This is a genomic window from Micromonospora sp. NPDC005413 (assembly GCF_040606435.1).
Lineage (GTDB): Bacteria > Actinomycetota > Actinomycetes > Mycobacteriales > Micromonosporaceae > Micromonospora.
This window is the reverse complement of record NZ_JBEXEV010000038.1, coordinates 27,372-43,612: the sequence shown is the minus strand read 5'-3', so window position 1 is coordinate 43,612 and position 16,241 is coordinate 27,372. Positions and strand designations below refer to the sequence as shown.

Here is a 16,241-nt window from a genome sequence, read left to right as displayed (position 1 = left end):
GACCGTCTGCGGGTAGTGCGCCAGGAGCCGCCGAACTGGTCTGCTCGATGGCATGGAACTCAACCGCACCGGCCGGGTCGGCGCGCTGTGCTGGGTCGCGGCCGTACCGATCTTCCTCGTCGCCAGCCTGGTCACCGGGCTGCGCTGGCGCCAGCCGACCTACAGCTGGGCCACCCACAACATCAGCGACCTCGGCAACGTCCACTGCGGGATCTGGGACACCAGCAGGCCCCGCTACGTATGCTCGCCCTGGCACCCCTTGATGAACGCCGCGATGCTGGCCACCGCCGTGCTGCTCGCCGCCGGACTGCTGCTGACCTGGCGGATCCTCGGTCACGGCGGCGTGGTCCGGTCGGCTCAGATGCTCCTGCTGCTGGCCACCGGCGGGTACGCCCTGGCGGCCCTCTACCCGGCCGACGTCGACGAGAACCTGCACGTCCTCGGCGCGTTCCTGATCATGGGACTGGGCAACGTCGGCCTGCTCCTCGCGGGCTTCGCGCCGGGCACCACGATGCTCGGCCGGTGGCGACGACTCACCCTCACCGCCGCACTGATCGCGCTGGCCGGGACCGTGCTGTTCTTCGCCCAGCAGGGCATCGGGATCGGGGTGGGCGGCATGGAACGGGTCGCCGTGCTGCCCTTCCCACTCTGGGCCTGCTGCCTCGGTGTCCTGCTCGCCGAGAGACCAGCTAGCGGGCGTCGACCTCGTCGATCTTCTCGGCTCCGAACGTCTCGCGGAGCAGCCGTACCGCCTGCTCCTCGCTGGACTCCCGGGCGGTCTTTTCGTCGATGACCTCGTCCAGCGGCTCGTCGCCCGGGTCGAACCCCTCGTAGGCCGGGGTGGCCGCCGGCGCCGTGCCACCCGGCCGACCACCGCGCACCGGGCCGTCGAAGTCCGGGTCGTAGGGCGGCTCGCCGGCCCACTCGGCGTCCGCGGTGGGCCGGGTCGCCGCTCCGGTACGCGGACCGCGCCCCGCCGCCGCAGCGCGGGCTGCGGCGATGGCACTGCTCACCGGCGCACCACCGGCTGTCGCCGGCTGCCGGGCCGCCGGTGTCGGGTTGCCCGCCCGTCCGTCCGGTTTAGCGGTCGCCGCGCCAGAGCCACCTGAGCCGCCGCCGTTCGGTCCCGCGCCGCCGCCGTTCACCCCGCCGGGGCCGCCGCCGCTCGATCCGGTGCGGGCCGTGTTGGTGCCGTTCACGCTGGTCGGTGCGGGCGCCGAACTGGAGCCGCCCGAGGCGGGGTCGCGGTCGTCCACGGCAGCGCCGCCCGGCCGGGCGGCTTCCGGCCAGTCCTCGCCATCCGTCGCCTGGGCGGCGGAAGCGTTGCCGCCGGGGCGAGCAGCCTCCGGCCAGTCGTCCTCGTCGTCCGCTGACGACGCAGCGGGCTGAGTAGTCGTCGAGCCAGCAGCGGTGGCCGTGGTCGTCGAAGTTGGAGACGTGTTGGTCGAGATGGGCGACGCGTTCACCGAGGCGGGTCGGGCATCCGCCGGGGCGGGTCGGGCATCCGCCGGAGTAGGCGGTGCGGCAGCCGCAACGGGCGGCACGGCAGCCACAGCGGGCGGCACGGCAGCCGCAACGGGCGGCACCGCAGCCGCAACGGGCGGCGTGGCGGGCTGCGAACGCTGCGGGCCGGACAGCGACACGCCACCGCGCTCGCCGGCCACCTCGCAGCGGATCTGCCAGCGCCCGCCCAACTCCTCGTAGAGCGCGTCGGTGAGCACCGCCGCGTGGTCGGCCATCATCTTGGCCAGCACGGTCGACTTCACTGTCAGCACCAGCATGTCGCCGTCGAGTTCGCGTACCACCGCGTCGCGCATCAGGGCGGCGATCCGCTTGTTGGTCCGGTTGACCTTGCCGACCACGTCGGGCCAGGCGCGGCGGACCGCGACCGCGTCCAGCGCCGCGGCCGGCGCACCCGGGCGAGGCGGCTCTGGTGTGGCCGGGTCGGGGAGCACCGCCGACGGCGGCACCACGCGACGCGGGGCCGGCGAGCCAGCGCTCGGTCCGGCGGGCGAGACGGGTACGGCCCGATCAGCGGGTGACCGTGCGGCGGTCGACGCGCCGGGTGACGCCGGGATCGGCGAGTCCGCGACCGAGGGGTACGAGGCCGGTACGCCCGACGCCGGCGCGTTCGGGACCGGAGCAGCCGAAGCCGGAGCGCCCGGGGCCCCAGCGTGCTGGGTCGGGGACGTCGCCGGGTCGACCGCCCACGGCGGTGCCGAGGTCGGGGCGTTGACGGGTGCCGGGGTGGCGGCAGCCGGAACCGGGGTGGCGTGCTGTGGGCGTACCCCCGGGTTGGTGGCCGACGCGGAGCCGGCGGCGGCCGACGGCGCGTCGGTGCCGCTCAGGGTGAGCCGGCGTTCCATCCGCTCGAGGCGTTGGAGCAGGCCGCCGGTGGAGTCGTCCGCGCCGGGCAGCAGCATCCGGGCGCAGATCAGCTCCAGCAGCAGGCGGGGCGCGGTGGTGCCGCGCATCTCCACCAGGCCGTCGTGCACGATGTCGGCGCAGCGGGAGAGCGTGCCGGGGCCGAGTTGTGCGGCCTGGGCGGCCATCCGTTCGATCTGGTCGGCGGGGCCGTCGATCAGGCCCTTCGCGGCGGCGTCCGGCACCTGCTGGAGCACGATCAGGTCGCGCAGCCGCTCCAGCAGATCCGACGCGAATCGGCGCGGGTCGTGCCCGGCCTCGGCCACTCGGTCGACGGTGGCGTACGCGGCGGCGCCGTCCCCGGCGGCCAGCGCGTCGCACATCTCGTCGATCAGCGCGGCGTCGGTGACCCCGAGCAGGGCGGCGGCCCGCGCGTAGGTGACGCCCTCCGGGCCGGCGCCGGCCATGAGCTGGTCGAGCACCGAGAGGCTGTCCCGGGCGCTACCGCCACCGGCGCGGACCACCAGCGGGAAGACCGCCGGCTCGACGGTGACGCCCTCGGCCTGGGTGAGCTGCTCCAGGTACGGGCGGAGCACCTTCGGCGGGATCAGGCGGAACGGGTAGTGGTGGGTCCGCGACCTGATCGTGCCGAGGACCTTCTCCGGCTCGGTGGTGGCGAAGATGAACTTGACGTACTCCGGAGGCTCCTCGACCAGCTTGAGCAGGGCGTTGAAGCCCTGGGTCGAGACCATGTGCGCCTCGTCGATCACGTAGATCTTGAAGCGGCTGCTGGCTGGCGCGAAGAAGGCACGCTCGCGCAGCTCGCGGGCGTCGTCAACACCGCCGTGGCTGGCCGCGTCGATCTCGATCACGTCGATCGAGCCGGTGCCGTCGGTGGCCAGCGAGCGGCAGGACACACACTTGCCGCACGGCTCGGGGGTGGGGCCCTGCTCACAGTTGAGCGAGCGGGCCAGGATCCGGGCGCTGGAGGTCTTGCCGCAGCCGCGCGGGCCGGAGAAGAGGTAGGCGTGGTTGAGCCGCCCGCTGCGCAGCGCCTGCGACAGCGGCTCGGTCACGTGCTCCTGACCGATGACCTCAGCGAAGGTACGCGGCCGGTACTTGCGGTAGAGCGCCAGCGTCACTCGTCCCGCCTCCTCTCGACCGAGCCATTCTGCGCCGGTCGAGCGCGGGTGACCACCCACCACCCCGCCTTGACGCTGGCTGCTGTGGTTGCGCTGCTTGCCGCGCTTGATCTGCCGCGCTTGATCGACTCCATGTCGGCGACATGGCGGTATCCAGGATCCGGGACAGCCCCACATCGGCGACCGAGGGCCCCGGAGACAAAAAAAGGCCTCCCGTGCACCCGGCAGAGCTCGCTTATCCTTGCTGCCTTCCGGCCCTGGGGAGGTTCACGAGATACCGCCGCACGGGAGGTGCCGCCAAGCCTACCCGACCGCCCGTCGATCTTCAGGGGGTGGTGGGGTGGCCCGGCCGACGGGGGCCTGTATCCTGGCTCGCGGAGGATTCGCCTAGAGGCCTAGGGCGCACGCTTGGAAAGCGTGTTGGGTTTACACCCTCACGAGTTCGAATCTCGTATCCTCCGCTCGCCTGAGCAGCACCAACGACAGGGCCGGCCCCACGGGACCGGCCCTGAGTCGTCTGCACGGTGGCGTCAGCCCACGACCTGGATGCTCTGGGCACCCTGCGCCGAGAACCACGCCTCCAGTTCGGTGCCGCCGACGGACCGGGTCGCATCCTTGTCGACGAAGACCGGGCCGACGACGGCCCCCTTCGCGCCTTCGAACTGGCAGCCGTGCATTTTCGCGCCACTCAGCACCGCGGGCATGCTCGCGCCGCCCAGCGTGCACCACCGCAGGCTCGCGAACTCCAGATTGGCGTCGCGCAGATCGGTTTTGTAGAGCTTGGCAGAGTTGAGAATGGCGTGGCTGAGATCGGCCCCTGCCAGAACGGCATCGTCGAGCTGCACCGAAAACAGCCGCGCCGAGCGGAACAGCGCTTTCCTGGCCGAACTGCCGACCATTTCCGCCTTGGCCAGGTCGGCGAAGGAAAAATCGGCACCCTGCAACTCGGCGTTATTGAGGTTGGCGTCGCCGAGGTTGGCCTCCTCGAACCGAACGCCGACCAGGTGCGAATTGGCAAGATAGGCGCCAAGCAGGTCGAGACGGCTGAGATCGGCACCGCGAAAATCGAGAAAATCACCTGACAGGTACGTAGTGCCTGGTGCAGCGGTCAACCACTCTTCAAGCGCTTCCCGGGCGTCCGGGCTGTCCGGCCAGCGGATCACGTCGGCGCCGCTTCGCTTGTATTTACTCATTGTCGAACACCACCTTGCCGTCCCACTCCGGTCGACCAGCGACCCGCGTCTTGAGGTCGGCTAGCGCACTCGGCGACAGGCTCCTGGTGTTGAGAATGACGTTCTGCCCACCAGCCACCTCGTCGGCAAGTTTCTGCTCGAACTCTTCGCCATCGTACCGGCCCTTCACACCCTCGGGCATCGGCTCACCGGCCCGCCGCCCTGCCGGGAACAAATCATTGGGCGACTTGACGTCCCAGTTATCGCCGTTGGAGTCGAAGAATTCTCCCTGATCCTTCTGGAATGCCGGATCCGAGTTGTCGAGCTCGGCCCGGCGAATCGGCCCCGGGATCTTGCCGTCCGCCTCTGCCGCGAGCCCGACCTCGGCCTCGATCCGGGACTTCGCGCTGATGTTGCCGTTGTGGGCCGGGTCGGCGGCAAGTTCCTCCACCCGGCGGTCGTACTCCGGGGTGCCTGGCTGAGGGCTCTGGTATCCGTCGTCGCCGCCGGAGGGGCGGCCCGGCGACGTGCCGGAATCCCCACCTGGGCGACCCAGTCGCGCCTCCTCGGCGGTTACCTCCTGCGCCCTGCTGACGTTGTCGGGAACCTCGCTGGAACTGCGACGTCGCTGGCCCGGAACGCCGCTGTCGCCATCACCGTCACCCGGGCGCGACGGCGTGCCGCCGTCGCCGTGCCCGCCGGGGGGTGTCTTGGGTTTCGCCATCGTCGAGGGCTAGCCGTTCAGCAGCTTGGAGAGGTTGGTCAGGCTGGAGATCAGTGCGGCGACGTACGTGAGGATGCGTCCGGCCCACTTGACCACGGCCGCCACGATCTGCGCGGCGATCACCGGGATCGTGATGACGAAGATCGCCTCCACGGCCCACACGATCACGCGCGCCACCAGGTCGGCAATGAGGTCGCGGACGACATCACGGGTAAACGCCACCAGGTTCCCTGCCGCCTGGGTGGCCGCAGCCATCGCGGCGGAGATGCCACTCAGCCCGTCGATCGCCGTCACGTTGTGTGCCATCACGCCCTGGTACGCCGTGGCCGCCTTCCCCTGCCAACTCGGCAGGTCCGCACCGAGGGATGACCTCAGGTCGGTGGCCATGCTCTCCAACTCGGCGGCCATGTTGTCCCAGGTGGCCGCATGCGAAGCGACCACGTCCGGCATGCCGGTGAGCTCGTCGAGGACCTGGCGCAGCGGCTCGAAGTACTCCATCGCCCAGCCCAGCCCGTTGGCGAGCAGGGCGCTGAGGGGATCCAGCACCGTCGCGACGGCCTCGACGCCGAACGCCGCACCGGCCAGGAGATCGTCGACCCAGCCCTCGCTGTGGATGGCGTCGACCAGACCTTGGAAGCTGTCGGCCGCGGCCGCACCCGTCCAGGGCTTGTGGGTCGACTGCACGCCGGCGATCAGTGACGCCTCGCTCATGACACCGCGTCCAACTGGCTGCCGACCTTGCGGATCGTGGTGTCGGCGTCGCCGTCGGCGTTGTCATAGTTGTCGGCGGTCGTCCCCAACCCTTTGACCACCAGGGACAGGTTCTCCTCGACATAGGCGATCAGCTCATCCTGGCGGTTGTGTCGACCTTCCAGGAGGCCCGAGATCCACCCACACAACAGCCCGTACGCCGCGTCGTCCTGCGCGATGTGCGCGCTGGCGTTCTTGACCGCGCCGAAGCGGGAGCGCAACGCTTCGATGTTGCGCGCATGCTGGCGGATCTGTTCGGCGTCGACCTCGAACCCGTCGCTCACCTAGCTCACCATCGGCCGTGCTGCTCGTCCGGCACGTCCACCCCGGGATCGGCATCACGCAACTGCTGCCCGACACGCTCGGCGATGGCGCGTGCCGCCGCCGACTCGGTCCCCAGCGTGTCGCCGATGATCTCCTGAGAACGATCCGCGAGCTGCCGCTTGGCAACACCGATCGTGCTCATGATCGCTCTGGCAACGACGTCGGGTGCGACCCGTTGAATCCGCTGAGTCAGCCGCAGATCGACCAACGCGCCCACGGAGTCGACAGTGACCTCCACCAGCCCGTTGTCGTCGGCAACCGTCACTCGCAATTCCTGGATCCGGTCGCTCATCGCATCGGTGGCGGCCGACAACTGGTCGAGACGGCCTTTCCAATCCGCCAGCCGCTCCATGGCGCCGCCCGGGTCCAGCAGGCCTCCGGTGGGTGGAACGTTGGCTGCCATGCGTCCCCTCGGTCGCTCAAGGTGATCATGCTTAGCTGACGGAGATTAACATGTGCCGACCGTCCACCCGGGACTTCGCGGCCGCCCTCACACGATCCTGTGGTCTCATCTGGGCCATGGCGGACACAACGTGGGAGTGGGACGAGAGCTTGTACGCGGGCAGCGCCGGCCACTACAGCGTCGGTCGCCTGCCCTACCCGCCCAGCCTCGCCGACGCGATCGCCACCGCGCTCGACCTCGACGGCACCGGCCGGCTCCTGGACGTCGGCTGTGGGCCTGGATCGTTGACGCTGCTGCTCGCGCCCCTGTTCGAGGTGGCGGTGGGCATCGACGCCGACCAGGACATGCTCGTCGAGGCGCGGCGCAGGGCAGCCGAGTTCGGAGCGGCCAACGTCGAGTGGCGGCACCTACGCGCCGAGGCTCTGCCCGCCGACCTGGGCACATTCCGGGTGGCCACCTTCGCCCAGTCGTTCCACTGGATGGATCGACCGCTCGTGGCCCGGCGCGTCCGCGACATGCTCGCGCCCGACGGGGCCTGGGTCCAGGTCCACGCCAACACTCACCAGGGCGTGGCCGACGACGCCCCACTGCCATACCCCCGGCCGCCCTGGCGGCAGATCGACGACCTGGTCGCCTCCTATCTGGGACCGGTCCGCCGGGCCGGGCAGGGGTGGTTGCCCGCCGGCCTCCCCACCGGCGAAGAGGTGGTCATGCGGGACGCCGGCTTCACCGGTCACACCAGAGTCGAGGTCGGCGGAGGGATGGTCGAGGAGCGCTCTGTGGACGAGATCGCCTCGGCGGTCTTCTCCCTGTCCAGCTCGGCGCCGCATCTGTTCGCCGACCGACTCCCCGCCTTCGAGGCGGATCTGCGCGGCCTCTTGTCCGCCGCGGCACGAGATGGCCGCTTCACCGAGCGGCGACGTGAGGTCGCCGTCGTGATCTGGCGTCCCTGACCTTTCATCAGCCGCGAGCGCGGGTCCAGGAGAGGAAGCGCTCGGTCAGGCGGGCCGGGTCGACCCCGATGAGCTGTGCGCTGGCCTCGGTCTGGAGCGTCGCGAGGTAGACGGTCATCGCCAGCCGGTCGTGCCGGTACTCGCCGAGCAGCCGCAGCTTGGCCGCCGAGCAGGGCCAGGCGATGCCGCACGCGGCGCAGCGCCAGGTGGGACGGGTCGGCAGGTGATCCCGGTGGCGGCGGGGCATGAGCGGGGCCTCCTTCGGCGCTGGAAGGGGTGCCGCCCCGCCTTTCCGTCGGGGCGGCACCCGGACTGACGCCGACCGCCGGGCTCCTGCGCCTCCACCGATCACGCCGTCATCTGTGGACCACCCTCAAGCGCGTCACCGGACAAGTACACCGCGTAGCGATATGGTCCTCAGATATTCGAGACATCCGATGGAGGGGCCGTGAACGACGCGCTTCGGGTGGCGCTCAGCGACACCGGGCACACCACCGAATCCCTCGCCGAGACCGTCGGCGTCGACCCGAAGACCGTGGGGCGTTGGTTGACCGAGGGGCGCATCCCGCATCCTCGGCACCGCTTGGCAGCGGCGGAGGCCCTCCGCAAGGACGTGTCGGACATCTGGCCGGACACTTCGAGACGTCGTGACCCCATCTGGTTCCGTCCGTGGCAGGAGATCGAGCGCGAGGCGGTGTCGCTTCGCTGGTTCGAGTCCACCGTCCTGCCGGGGTTGCTTCAGACCGAGGCGTATGCCCGCGCCGTACTGAGCGGCGCGGGCCTGATCCCCCGGGGCGACATCGAGCGGCACCTCACGGTCCGGCTCGGCCGGCAGGGCGTGCTCAAGCGGGACGACCCGCCACAGTTCACAGCGGTCATCGACGCGGCGATCCTCCGCCGGCCGATTGGCGGCCGGTCGACCATGCGCGAGCAACTGCTGGCCGTGGTAACGGCATGCGCCGAGCCGCACATCCGGGTGCACGTCGTGCCCAGCACGGTCGGTGCCTACGCCGGCCTCAACGGGCCATTCGTGATCGCGCACAGCCACGACCACCGGGTCGCCGGCTATCTCGACAATCAACTCCAGGGACAAGTGGCTAGCGACCCCGAGGACATCGCGGCCATGATGGCGGCATGGGAGAACGTGCGCGGCGAGGCGCTGTCCCACTGGCAGTCGGTCGATCTCATCACGGAAGTGGCGGAGACATGGAGCTGAACGGCGCCCGGTGGCGCAAGAGCAGCCGCAGCAGCGGCAACGGCGGCGCATGTGTCGAGGTCGCCGACAACCTCCCCAACGTCGTCGGCGTACGGGATTCCAAGGACCCGAGCGGCCCGGCGCTGACCTTCGCGCCCGCAGCCTGGCGCGCGTTCGTCACCCGGCTTGCCCTCCGGGCCTGACCGAGACCCGGAGATCGGCGCCGGCCGGCTCGGAATCGTCGTACACATGTTCTATCCACAGGCTGTGGACGACGGAGGGTTCGATGAGTCAGCAGTTCCGCCGGCGGTCGCGCCAGCGCCTGGGGATCGTCGAGCTGCGTCAGGAGCCGTCGCGGAGGTCGGCGAGGCGTGTGGGCCGGAAGTGGATCTCGTCGAAGGTCGCGCTGCACCCGTCGCCGGTCGGTGACTGGCCCGCGAAGCCGATCCGGTCACGTGACGTCTCGCCATCAAAACTGAACACGCGGATCAACTGCCAGGTATTGCCGTCGAGTGAGGCGTGGTAGGCGTAGACCCGTCCGATTCGCGAGACCCGCAGCCACACCGACCGGTCGGCCACGACGAAGGCGTTCGCGTCATCGGCAACGCCCCGGCAGATGACGGACACGATCATGGGCTCAGCCTCGGGCGAGAACTCGAAGCACAACTTGCCCCAGCACCGCTGGTCGCGCCAGAGCAGGAGCACCCCGGCGTCGAAGGTCGAGCCGAAGGCCACGGTGACCCGGGCGCTGAACTGGAAGTCGCCCTCCGGCGGCAGGTCGCCGAGCAGCGTCGCCGCGTTGAGGACGGGCTCCGGGCTCGGCGCGGTGTTCTCGCCCGAGCTGACGAAGCCGCCACTTGGGTCGATGAAGATGTCCGTGTGTGGCTGCGCCGACACCGTCACGGCACCGGTCTCCTCATCGACCCGCCAGAGCCCCGCGGACGAGGGCGCGAGCGGAGAGGGCATTCCGGGGACGGTCAGTCGATCAGCCATGCAGGCGACGGTACAACGGGTCCCGGCAGGGAACCGAACGACGGCTGGGCGATGACGCCCTGCTACCGGTGCCCGTCCGCTGAGCAGGGTTGGGCGGTCCCGCCGCCACTTGACGGGTACGGTCCGGGGATCGACGCCGGCCAGGCCCCGGAACCCGTCGTACACATGTTCTATCCACAGGCTGTGGACGACGGAGGGTTCGATGGGTTACCAGCTCAGCGCGGTGGTCGCTGACGCCGAACTGCTCCGTGAGCAGGCCGTCGAGCTGGATCACGCGGTCCTCGGTGAGCTGCGCCAGGACTTCGCGCTGCTGCCGGTCACCCCGCAGCTGGTGGTGGAGCTGACCGGGTCGCTGCCGGATTTCGCGACGGACGACCGGAGTGCCGAGCATCCGTTCGGCCTGGTGTTGTCGCCGCCGCTGGTCGAGTTGCTGGCCCGGTGGTCAGAGCTGGGGCCGGTGGCGTACCTGGAGGCGGAGTTCGGCGGTGGCGCTGGCTACCAGTCGGCGGCGGTGTGGCTGGGTGGGGCGCTGTACTGGGGTCCACACTTCGACGACGTGTTGGACTCGCCACGCGAGCAGTGGCCGATCAATACGGCGCTGACCCGGCTCGGTGTCGAGCCGGGATCGTGGATCGACCCGTTCGCCGAACTGGGGTTGCACCTGGAGCGGAACACCGACGGTTGGCTGGCGCACGGGCGGCGTCGACTCAGTGCCGACTACTGGGATGAGCTGGTCGAGCAGTGGGAAAACCAGTAATCCGGCGACCGGCAGCAACCTGAACGCTCCCGTCCCGTTGGGGACTGGGGGATTCCATGAAATTGCGACAATTTGCTTTTATTGCCATGCTGATGACGGCTGCCTCAATCGCTGGCAGCGGCGTACCGCCGACTGGGCCGATCCCGGACGGCCGGCCCGCCGGCAGCGTGGAAATCATCGACCTGAACGGCCTGCGGAACATCGAGTTCGGTGTCACCGAGGACGAGCTGACCCGACGCGGCATCCTACGTACCGACCTGGACGCCTGCGGGCCGATGCTCGCCGGCCACGACGCGGTCAGCCCCGTCTTCGTGGAGGACAAACTTGTGCTGCTCTGGGTCGACGATCCGATGCGGACACCGGAGGGCATCACGGCGGGCTCACCCGTCGACGAGGTCTGGGACCGCTATCCGCTCGTCACTCGTCTGCAAGCTCCACAGGGGACACATCGGCTCGACGGGCTGCTCGCCCGCAGCGGCGACCGCGCGTACCTCTTCCTGCACGACGGGCGCACCGTCCGAAAGACCATCGCCGGGTACGCCGACTGGGCCCGCCGCCTCTTCGACGAGGGCGTCGGCCCCTGCTGAGCGACCCGTTCCGGTCGATCCGACAAGCCGATTGTCTGCGATCGACCACCATGAAATTATCTCCCCACTCGCGCAGATCGCGCGACCAATACGGGGGGACATCGTGCGTACAACCGTGCCCGATCCATGGTGGAGACACCTCGCGAGATGGGCCGCCGTGGCGGCCCTGAGCCTCACGGGGGCGGGCCTGCTGGCCGGCCCCGCCACCGCCGCCCCGACGGCCGAGCCGTCGCCGCGACCGACACTGGCGACCGGGCAACCGCCCGCCGTCACCGCGCCCTCGAAGCCGACACCCGCGACTCCCGCACCGGGCCGGGCCACCGCGGGCCCGACGACGGTCGTCAGCCCTTCCGCCACCTGCGGAGGGCAGCTCCCGCTGGGCAAGGTCAAGAACTGCGCGTCGATCACCGGCGCGACACAGCAGATCTGGACGATCACCTCGACGGTCGACCAGGACACCCTGTACATCCGGCTCCGAGAGGTCTCCGGTGACGGTGTCGGCGCACAGGTCAAGGACCCCGATGGCGCCCCCGTCTGCTACGCCGGCTCGTACCTCACGGAGTGCGAACTCGGTGTCGCCGGCACCTACACGCTCACGGTGACGCTCAGCTACGGCACGGGCAAGGGCGCCTATTCGCTGTCGGCGGAGTCGATGCGGACCCCGTCCACCTGCGCCAACCTGCCCGCGAGCTTCTTCTCCTTCGCCTCCACCGGTCGCAGCGGCACACTGCCCGCCGGCCTCGCCGCCCGCTGCTTCACCTTCAAGCAGCCCACCGGCACGGTCCTGCACCTCGCCGACCCGGGCGGCGCCGAGGACATCCAGGGCAGCATCCTGGACGCCCAGTTCCAGCCGATCTGCTCGGTGCGGTACCCCACGGAGTGCACCCTCCGCGAGCCCGGGCCGTACCGGCTGTTCCTGGGGGAGATGTACGGCAACAAGGCCGCGTACACCCTCAAGATGCCCCGGATCTCGCAGTCGGTCGGCTGCCCGGCCCTGCCCCTGACCGCGTTCGGAGACCCGGGCGCGGCGGTCGGCACCGGCACCGTGCCACCGAACCAGGGGATCAGCTGTCAGTCGCTGCGGGTCACCACCCCCGGCCGGCTGGTCGTCCGCCTGGACCAGTTCGCGAACCAGTACCTCGACTGGCGGCTGTACGACGACGCCGGCCAGGTGGTGTGCACCGAGTACGACTCCTGGCGGTCCTGCGCTGCGCCGACGGCCGGTGCGTACACGCTGGTGTCGCAGAACTGGAACTGGGAACCGGTCACCTACCGGGTGGCGGCAGCCCGCCTCGACCAGGCCGAAGGCTGTGCCGCCCCCACCGGGCTCAACTGGGACCAGCCGACCCTGACGGTGCACCAGACCTCACCGGTGCAGACCAACTGCCAGCCGTTCCACGGCGAGGCCGGCGAGCGGGTCATGGTCTACCGGACCCCGGACCGGTACAACGACGTCTTCTCCTGGATCGTCGACGAGCAGGGTGGCGTGCTGTGCACCGAATCGTCGGAGGAGGACGGCTGCGCGCTCCCGTCCACCGGCACCTTCCGGGTCATCTCCTACCTGTCCCGTTGGGAGGCGGAGGACACCGACCTGACCTACCGGATGCAGGTACGCGCCCTCACGGACGCGACCGGCTGCCCGACGGTCACGCCCGGGACGTACAACGCTGCCCCGGCCGGTCCGCTCGGCGCCGTCCGCTGCCGCGTCCTGGACCTCCCCACCGCGGGCACCTACCGGGTCAAGGCGGTCGGGGAGGACAACTACCGGCAGTACGCGACCGTCTACGACAGCACCGGCCACCGGGTCTGCACGGACGTGTGGTGTCAGGTCCCGGCAGCCGGTAGATACACGCTGGTGCTCGGCGGCGGCGCTCCGGATTCGGTGATCGGCGAGAGCCTCCGGTACCACCTCGCGGTGTTGCCGTGGCTGCCGTCCGACTGCCGGCCGGTGTCTGACACCGGTTGGCAGGACGCGCCGGTACGCGGGCAGCTGAGCTCACCTGCACAGTTCGACTGCCTCCAGCTGAGCAGCCCTGCCGGCGCCCTCATCACCGAACTGCTCCCGGGCGACGCAACCGGGGCCGGCTCACCCGAGGTGTCGGTGATCGACTCCACCGGGGCCTACCTGTGCGACTCCTCCTGGGCACTGCGGCAGTACCACTGCGAGCTGACCGGCCAGGCACCGTTCTTCGCCATCGTCAACTCGGATGACGGAGACGAGGCCGGGGCGTACTCGCTCGCCTTTGCCCGCACTGACGGACCGCCCGCCTGCCCCGCGTTGTCGGCGGGTGCGACGGGCACCACGGTGACGACCGGCGCGGAACGGTTCGGGGTGTGCCTCTCGATCCCTGCCGACGCCCGCGCGGCCACGGAGTCGATCACGTGGAAGCGGACCGCCGGAACCGGTGACGCCCGGCTGTCGGTGTTCGACTCGGAGGGGCGTCGCTACTGCGGGCCCACCGGCTACGCAGTCGAGCGCACCATCTCCTGCTCGCTGCCCGCCGGACCAGTCACGGTGATCCTGGAGACGGACGGCGTCGACGCCACCTACCAGCTCACCCACCGGGACGCGAGCCTGCCGGCGAGCTGACCGAACGGAGAAACGCCCGGTCGATCCTCGCGGATCGACCGGGCGTTTCTGCATTTCAGGAGCGGTGGCGGAGGGATTTGAACCCTCGGAGGGCGTTAACCCTCACACGCTTTCGAGGCGTGCTCCTTAGGCCGCTCGGACACGCCACCGCCGACGAGGGTACAGGACCGCCGGTTCCGACGCCGAACCGGTATCGCCCGAGCCGGCCTGGCAGGATCTTTGTCATGAGTACGCACATCGGCGCGAAGCCGGGCGAGATCGCCGAGCGGGTCCTGATGCCGGGCGACCCCCTGCGGGCCAAGTGGATCGCAGAGACCTACCTCGAGGGCGCCACCTGCTACTCGACGGTCCGGGGCATGCTGGGCTTCACCGGCCGCTGGAACGGCGTCGAGGTTTCCGTCCAGGGCTCCGGCATGGGCATGCCGTCGGCCTCCATCTACGCCCACGAGCTGATCAACGAGTACGGCGTGAAGACGCTGATCCGAGTCGGCTCCTGTGGCGCCCTGAGCACCGACCTCCAACTACGCGACGTGGTGGCCGCGATCGGGTCGTCCACCGACTCGAACATGAACCGGATGCGCTTCGACGGGCTGATCGACTACGCCCCGGTGGCCGACTTCGGTCTGCTGCGTACGTCGGTCGAGGTGGCTGAGCGGCGCGGCATCACCATGCACGTCGGGCCGATCCTGGCGGCGGACGCCTTCTACACCGACCGGCCGGACCTCTACGACACGCTCGCCGACTACGGGGTGCTGGCGGTGGAGATGGAGTCGGCGGCGCTCTACACGATCGCCGCCCGGTTCAAGGCCCGGGCGCTGACCGTGCTGACCGTCAGCGACCACATCAAGACCGGCGAGAAGACCACCTCGGAGGAGCGGGAGCAGACCTTCAGCCAGATGGTCGAGATCGCCCTCGACACGATCATCACCTAACCCGTCCCACCCCCCACGTCGCCTCACCCCCCTCTCCCCGCCCCGCCCCCACGCCGCCCCTCCCCGCCCGCTCCGCCCCGCTCCGCCCCGCGCCACCTCTCCCACCTCGTCGATCTAGGGCATATCGCTGCTAGTGGATCTCGAATCACGACGATATGCCCTAGATCGACGGCGCTAGGGGCATACGACGTGGGGGTGGGGGTGGGGGTGGGGGCGGGGGTGGGGGCGGGGGTGGGGGTGGATAGCACAAGGGTGGGGCGAGTGGGGGCTGTCCACAGGGCCGTCGGCTGTCCACAGGATGCGGCAGCGGGCGAGCGCGGCGACGGTGAGCGGGGGCAACGTTCGCCGTCGTGGACCTTTACTCGCAGGCAGCGGAGCTACCCTGGCGGATTTCAATCGACCAGCAGCCGGCTCACTACCGTCAACTTCTGAATGCTGGATTGTCGGCGGGGGCGATCAGTTGGCGCTCGAACAGAGGGCGGCTGCACCGGCCGGGCCACGGCAGATACATCTCCGGCCCGGACTCGCCCGGGCTGTGGGGGCGGGCCCAAGCCGCGCTGATGGACAACCCGGACGCGGTGCTGGGCTTCCACACCGCTGCCCTACTCCACGGCTTCGGGGTTGTACCGAGCAACAACATTCACCTGCTCACGCTTGCGGGAAGCCCTTTCCCGCAACGGCGAGGGATCACCTCGCACCAGACAGTCCTGCGGACCGCTCCGCCCGTTTCCATTCTTCGTCTTCCCTGTGCATGTGCGTCCCGAGTCGCCGTTGATCTCGCCCGTACGCTTCCCCGGCTCGAGGCACTGCCGGTCCTTGACGCCGCGCTCTTCGCCGGTGCGGTGACGCAGGAGGAACTGCTCATCGAGGTGGGCCGACACGATGGCCTACGTGGTGTGCGAGCGGCTCGCGAATTGGTGGCGATCGCGGACGGACGAGCGGAGTGCAGGCAGGAGACCCAGCTCCGGTTACTCCTGGTTGACGCTGGCATCAGGGATTTCGTGCCACAGTTGCCGGTGCGCGACGCCGCGGGGCGCGTCCGATGCCGCCTTGACCTCGGCGATCCTTGCCGCATGATCGCAGCAGAATACGACGGCTCCTCCCACCTCAGCCAGCAGCGTCTGCGACAGGACCGATCCCGTCACAACTGGCTGGAGCAACAGGGCTGGGCGATGCGCTACTTCACCGCTGCGGATCTCTACCACTCCCCCGAAACGATTCTCTCCACCATCACCACCGCCCGTCGATCTAGGGCTAATCGTCGCCCGCAGAGATCGACTAGTGACGATATGCCCTAGATCGACGCGCCAGGGGGGCGACGCGCGAGGGGGGGCGCGGGGCGCGGGGCGGGGGGC

The 16,241-nt window shown here is 70.0% G+C and carries 17 protein-coding genes, 2 tRNA genes and 1 other RNA gene; 10 read left to right on the top strand and 10 right to left on the bottom strand.

The window, feature by feature from the left end:
- Positions 1-52 precede the first annotated feature (52 nt).
- Positions 53-793 carry a DUF998 domain-containing protein gene (locus ABZS37_RS28445; protein WP_355173946.1) on the top strand — a complete coding sequence of 247 codons (741 nt, stop codon included), beginning with the start codon at positions 53-55 and terminating at the stop codon, positions 791-793.
- Here the strand turns inward: ABZS37_RS28445 and ABZS37_RS28440 are convergent.
- Both ABZS37_RS28440 and ffs read right to left on the bottom strand, forming a co-directional pair.
- Positions 690-3,506: a DNA polymerase III subunit gamma and tau gene (locus ABZS37_RS28440; protein WP_355173944.1), complete on the bottom strand. Its 2,817-nt coding sequence runs from the start codon at positions 3,504-3,506 to the stop codon at positions 690-692. The genes ABZS37_RS28445 and ABZS37_RS28440 overlap by 104 nt on opposite strands.
- A 204-nt stretch (positions 3,507-3,710) precedes the next feature.
- Positions 3,711-3,800, bottom strand: an RNA gene (ffs, locus tag ABZS37_RS28435) — signal recognition particle sRNA small type.
- 82 nt (positions 3,801-3,882) lie between these two features.
- Here ffs and ABZS37_RS28430 point away from each other — a divergent pair.
- Positions 3,883-3,967, top strand: a tRNA-Ser gene (locus ABZS37_RS28430).
- Positions 3,968-4,036: 69 nt separating this feature from the next.
- On the opposite strand, the gene ABZS37_RS28425 is transcribed toward ABZS37_RS28430, so the two are convergent.
- The 5 genes from ABZS37_RS28425 to ABZS37_RS28405 all read right to left on the bottom strand — a co-directional run bounded on the left by ABZS37_RS28425 (position 4,037) and on the right by ABZS37_RS28405 (position 6,879).
- Positions 4,037-4,699, bottom strand: a complete 663-nt coding sequence (locus ABZS37_RS28425) for a pentapeptide repeat-containing protein (protein WP_355173942.1) — start codon at positions 4,697-4,699, stop codon at positions 4,037-4,039.
- The gene (locus ABZS37_RS28420) at positions 4,692-5,129 is read right to left on the bottom strand and encodes a hypothetical protein (protein WP_355173940.1); all 438 of its coding nucleotides are present in this window, start codon (positions 5,127-5,129) and stop codon (positions 4,692-4,694) included. The genes ABZS37_RS28425 and ABZS37_RS28420 overlap by 8 nt, the downstream gene beginning before the upstream one ends.
- Positions 5,130-5,411: 282 nt before the next feature.
- Positions 5,412-6,113 (bottom strand): WXG100 family type VII secretion target, encoded by a 702-nt coding sequence (locus ABZS37_RS28415; protein ID WP_355173938.1) that lies wholly within the window; start codon positions 6,111-6,113, stop codon positions 5,412-5,414.
- Positions 6,110-6,436: a type VII secretion target gene (locus ABZS37_RS28410; protein WP_355173936.1), complete on the bottom strand. Its 327-nt coding sequence runs from the start codon at positions 6,434-6,436 to the stop codon at positions 6,110-6,112. Before ABZS37_RS28410 ends, ABZS37_RS28415 begins: the two co-directional genes overlap by 4 nt.
- A 5-nt stretch (positions 6,437-6,441) precedes the next feature.
- On the bottom strand, positions 6,442-6,879 hold the full coding sequence (locus ABZS37_RS28405) for a YbaB/EbfC family nucleoid-associated protein (protein WP_355173934.1): 438 nt from the start codon (positions 6,877-6,879) through the stop codon (positions 6,442-6,444).
- Between the two features lie 116 nt (positions 6,880-6,995).
- Here ABZS37_RS28405 and ABZS37_RS28400 point away from each other — a divergent pair, with 116 nt between their 5' ends.
- Positions 6,996-7,832, top strand: coding sequence for a class I SAM-dependent methyltransferase (locus tag ABZS37_RS28400; protein WP_355173932.1), 837 nt, complete (start codon positions 6,996-6,998; stop codon positions 7,830-7,832).
- Between the two features lie 7 nt (positions 7,833-7,839).
- On the opposite strand, the gene ABZS37_RS28395 is transcribed toward ABZS37_RS28400, so the two are convergent.
- A complete protein-coding gene (locus tag ABZS37_RS28395; RefSeq protein WP_355173930.1) occupies positions 7,840-8,079 on the bottom strand; it encodes a flavin reductase in 240 nt (79 codons plus the stop codon).
- 201 nt (positions 8,080-8,280) lie between these two features.
- Between ABZS37_RS28395 and ABZS37_RS28390 the strand changes: the two genes are divergently transcribed.
- Entirely contained in the window at positions 8,281-9,048 is a 768-nt protein-coding gene (locus tag ABZS37_RS28390) for a helix-turn-helix transcriptional regulator (RefSeq protein WP_355173928.1), read from the top strand.
- Positions 9,039-9,230 (top strand): DUF397 domain-containing protein, encoded by a 192-nt coding sequence (locus ABZS37_RS28385; RefSeq protein ID WP_355173926.1) that lies wholly within the window; start codon positions 9,039-9,041, stop codon positions 9,228-9,230. Before ABZS37_RS28390 ends, ABZS37_RS28385 begins: the two co-directional genes overlap by 10 nt.
- A 139-nt stretch (positions 9,231-9,369) precedes the next feature.
- Here the strand turns inward: ABZS37_RS28385 and ABZS37_RS28380 are convergent, their stop codons facing one another.
- Positions 9,370-10,020: a DUF1349 domain-containing protein gene (locus ABZS37_RS28380; RefSeq protein ID WP_355173924.1), complete on the bottom strand. Its 651-nt coding sequence runs from the start codon at positions 10,018-10,020 to the stop codon at positions 9,370-9,372.
- 202 nt (positions 10,021-10,222) lie between these two features.
- Between ABZS37_RS28380 and ABZS37_RS28375 the strand changes: the two genes are divergently transcribed.
- The 3 genes from ABZS37_RS28375 to ABZS37_RS28365 all read left to right on the top strand — a co-directional run bounded on the left by ABZS37_RS28375 (position 10,223) and on the right by ABZS37_RS28365 (position 13,954).
- On the top strand, positions 10,223-10,777 hold the full coding sequence (locus ABZS37_RS28375) for a hypothetical protein (protein ID WP_355173922.1): 555 nt from the start codon (positions 10,223-10,225) through the stop codon (positions 10,775-10,777).
- 92 nt (positions 10,778-10,869) lie between these two features.
- Complete coding sequence (locus ABZS37_RS28370; protein ID WP_355173920.1) at positions 10,870-11,364, top strand: hypothetical protein; 495 nt, start codon at positions 10,870-10,872, stop codon at positions 11,362-11,364.
- Between the two features lie 157 nt (positions 11,365-11,521).
- Positions 11,522-13,954: a hypothetical protein gene (locus ABZS37_RS28365; protein WP_355173918.1), complete on the top strand. Its 2,433-nt coding sequence runs from the start codon at positions 11,522-11,524 to the stop codon at positions 13,952-13,954.
- 62 nt (positions 13,955-14,016) lie between these two features.
- Here ABZS37_RS28365 and ABZS37_RS28360 read toward each other — a convergent pair.
- Positions 14,017-14,103, bottom strand: a tRNA-Ser gene (locus ABZS37_RS28360).
- A gap of 75 nt (positions 14,104-14,178) precedes the next feature.
- On the opposite strand from ABZS37_RS28360, the gene deoD reads away from it, so the two are divergent.
- Both deoD and ABZS37_RS28350 read left to right on the top strand, forming a co-directional pair.
- Positions 14,179-14,886: a purine-nucleoside phosphorylase gene (gene deoD, locus ABZS37_RS28355; protein ID WP_089018559.1), complete on the top strand. Its 708-nt coding sequence runs from the start codon at positions 14,179-14,181 to the stop codon at positions 14,884-14,886.
- Positions 14,887-15,236: 350 nt separating this feature from the next.
- The gene (locus ABZS37_RS28350; RefSeq protein WP_355173916.1) at positions 15,237-16,184 is read left to right on the top strand and encodes a DUF559 domain-containing protein; all 948 of its coding nucleotides are present in this window, start codon (positions 15,237-15,239) and stop codon (positions 16,182-16,184) included.
- The last annotated feature ends 57 nt before the right edge of the window (positions 16,185-16,241 follow it).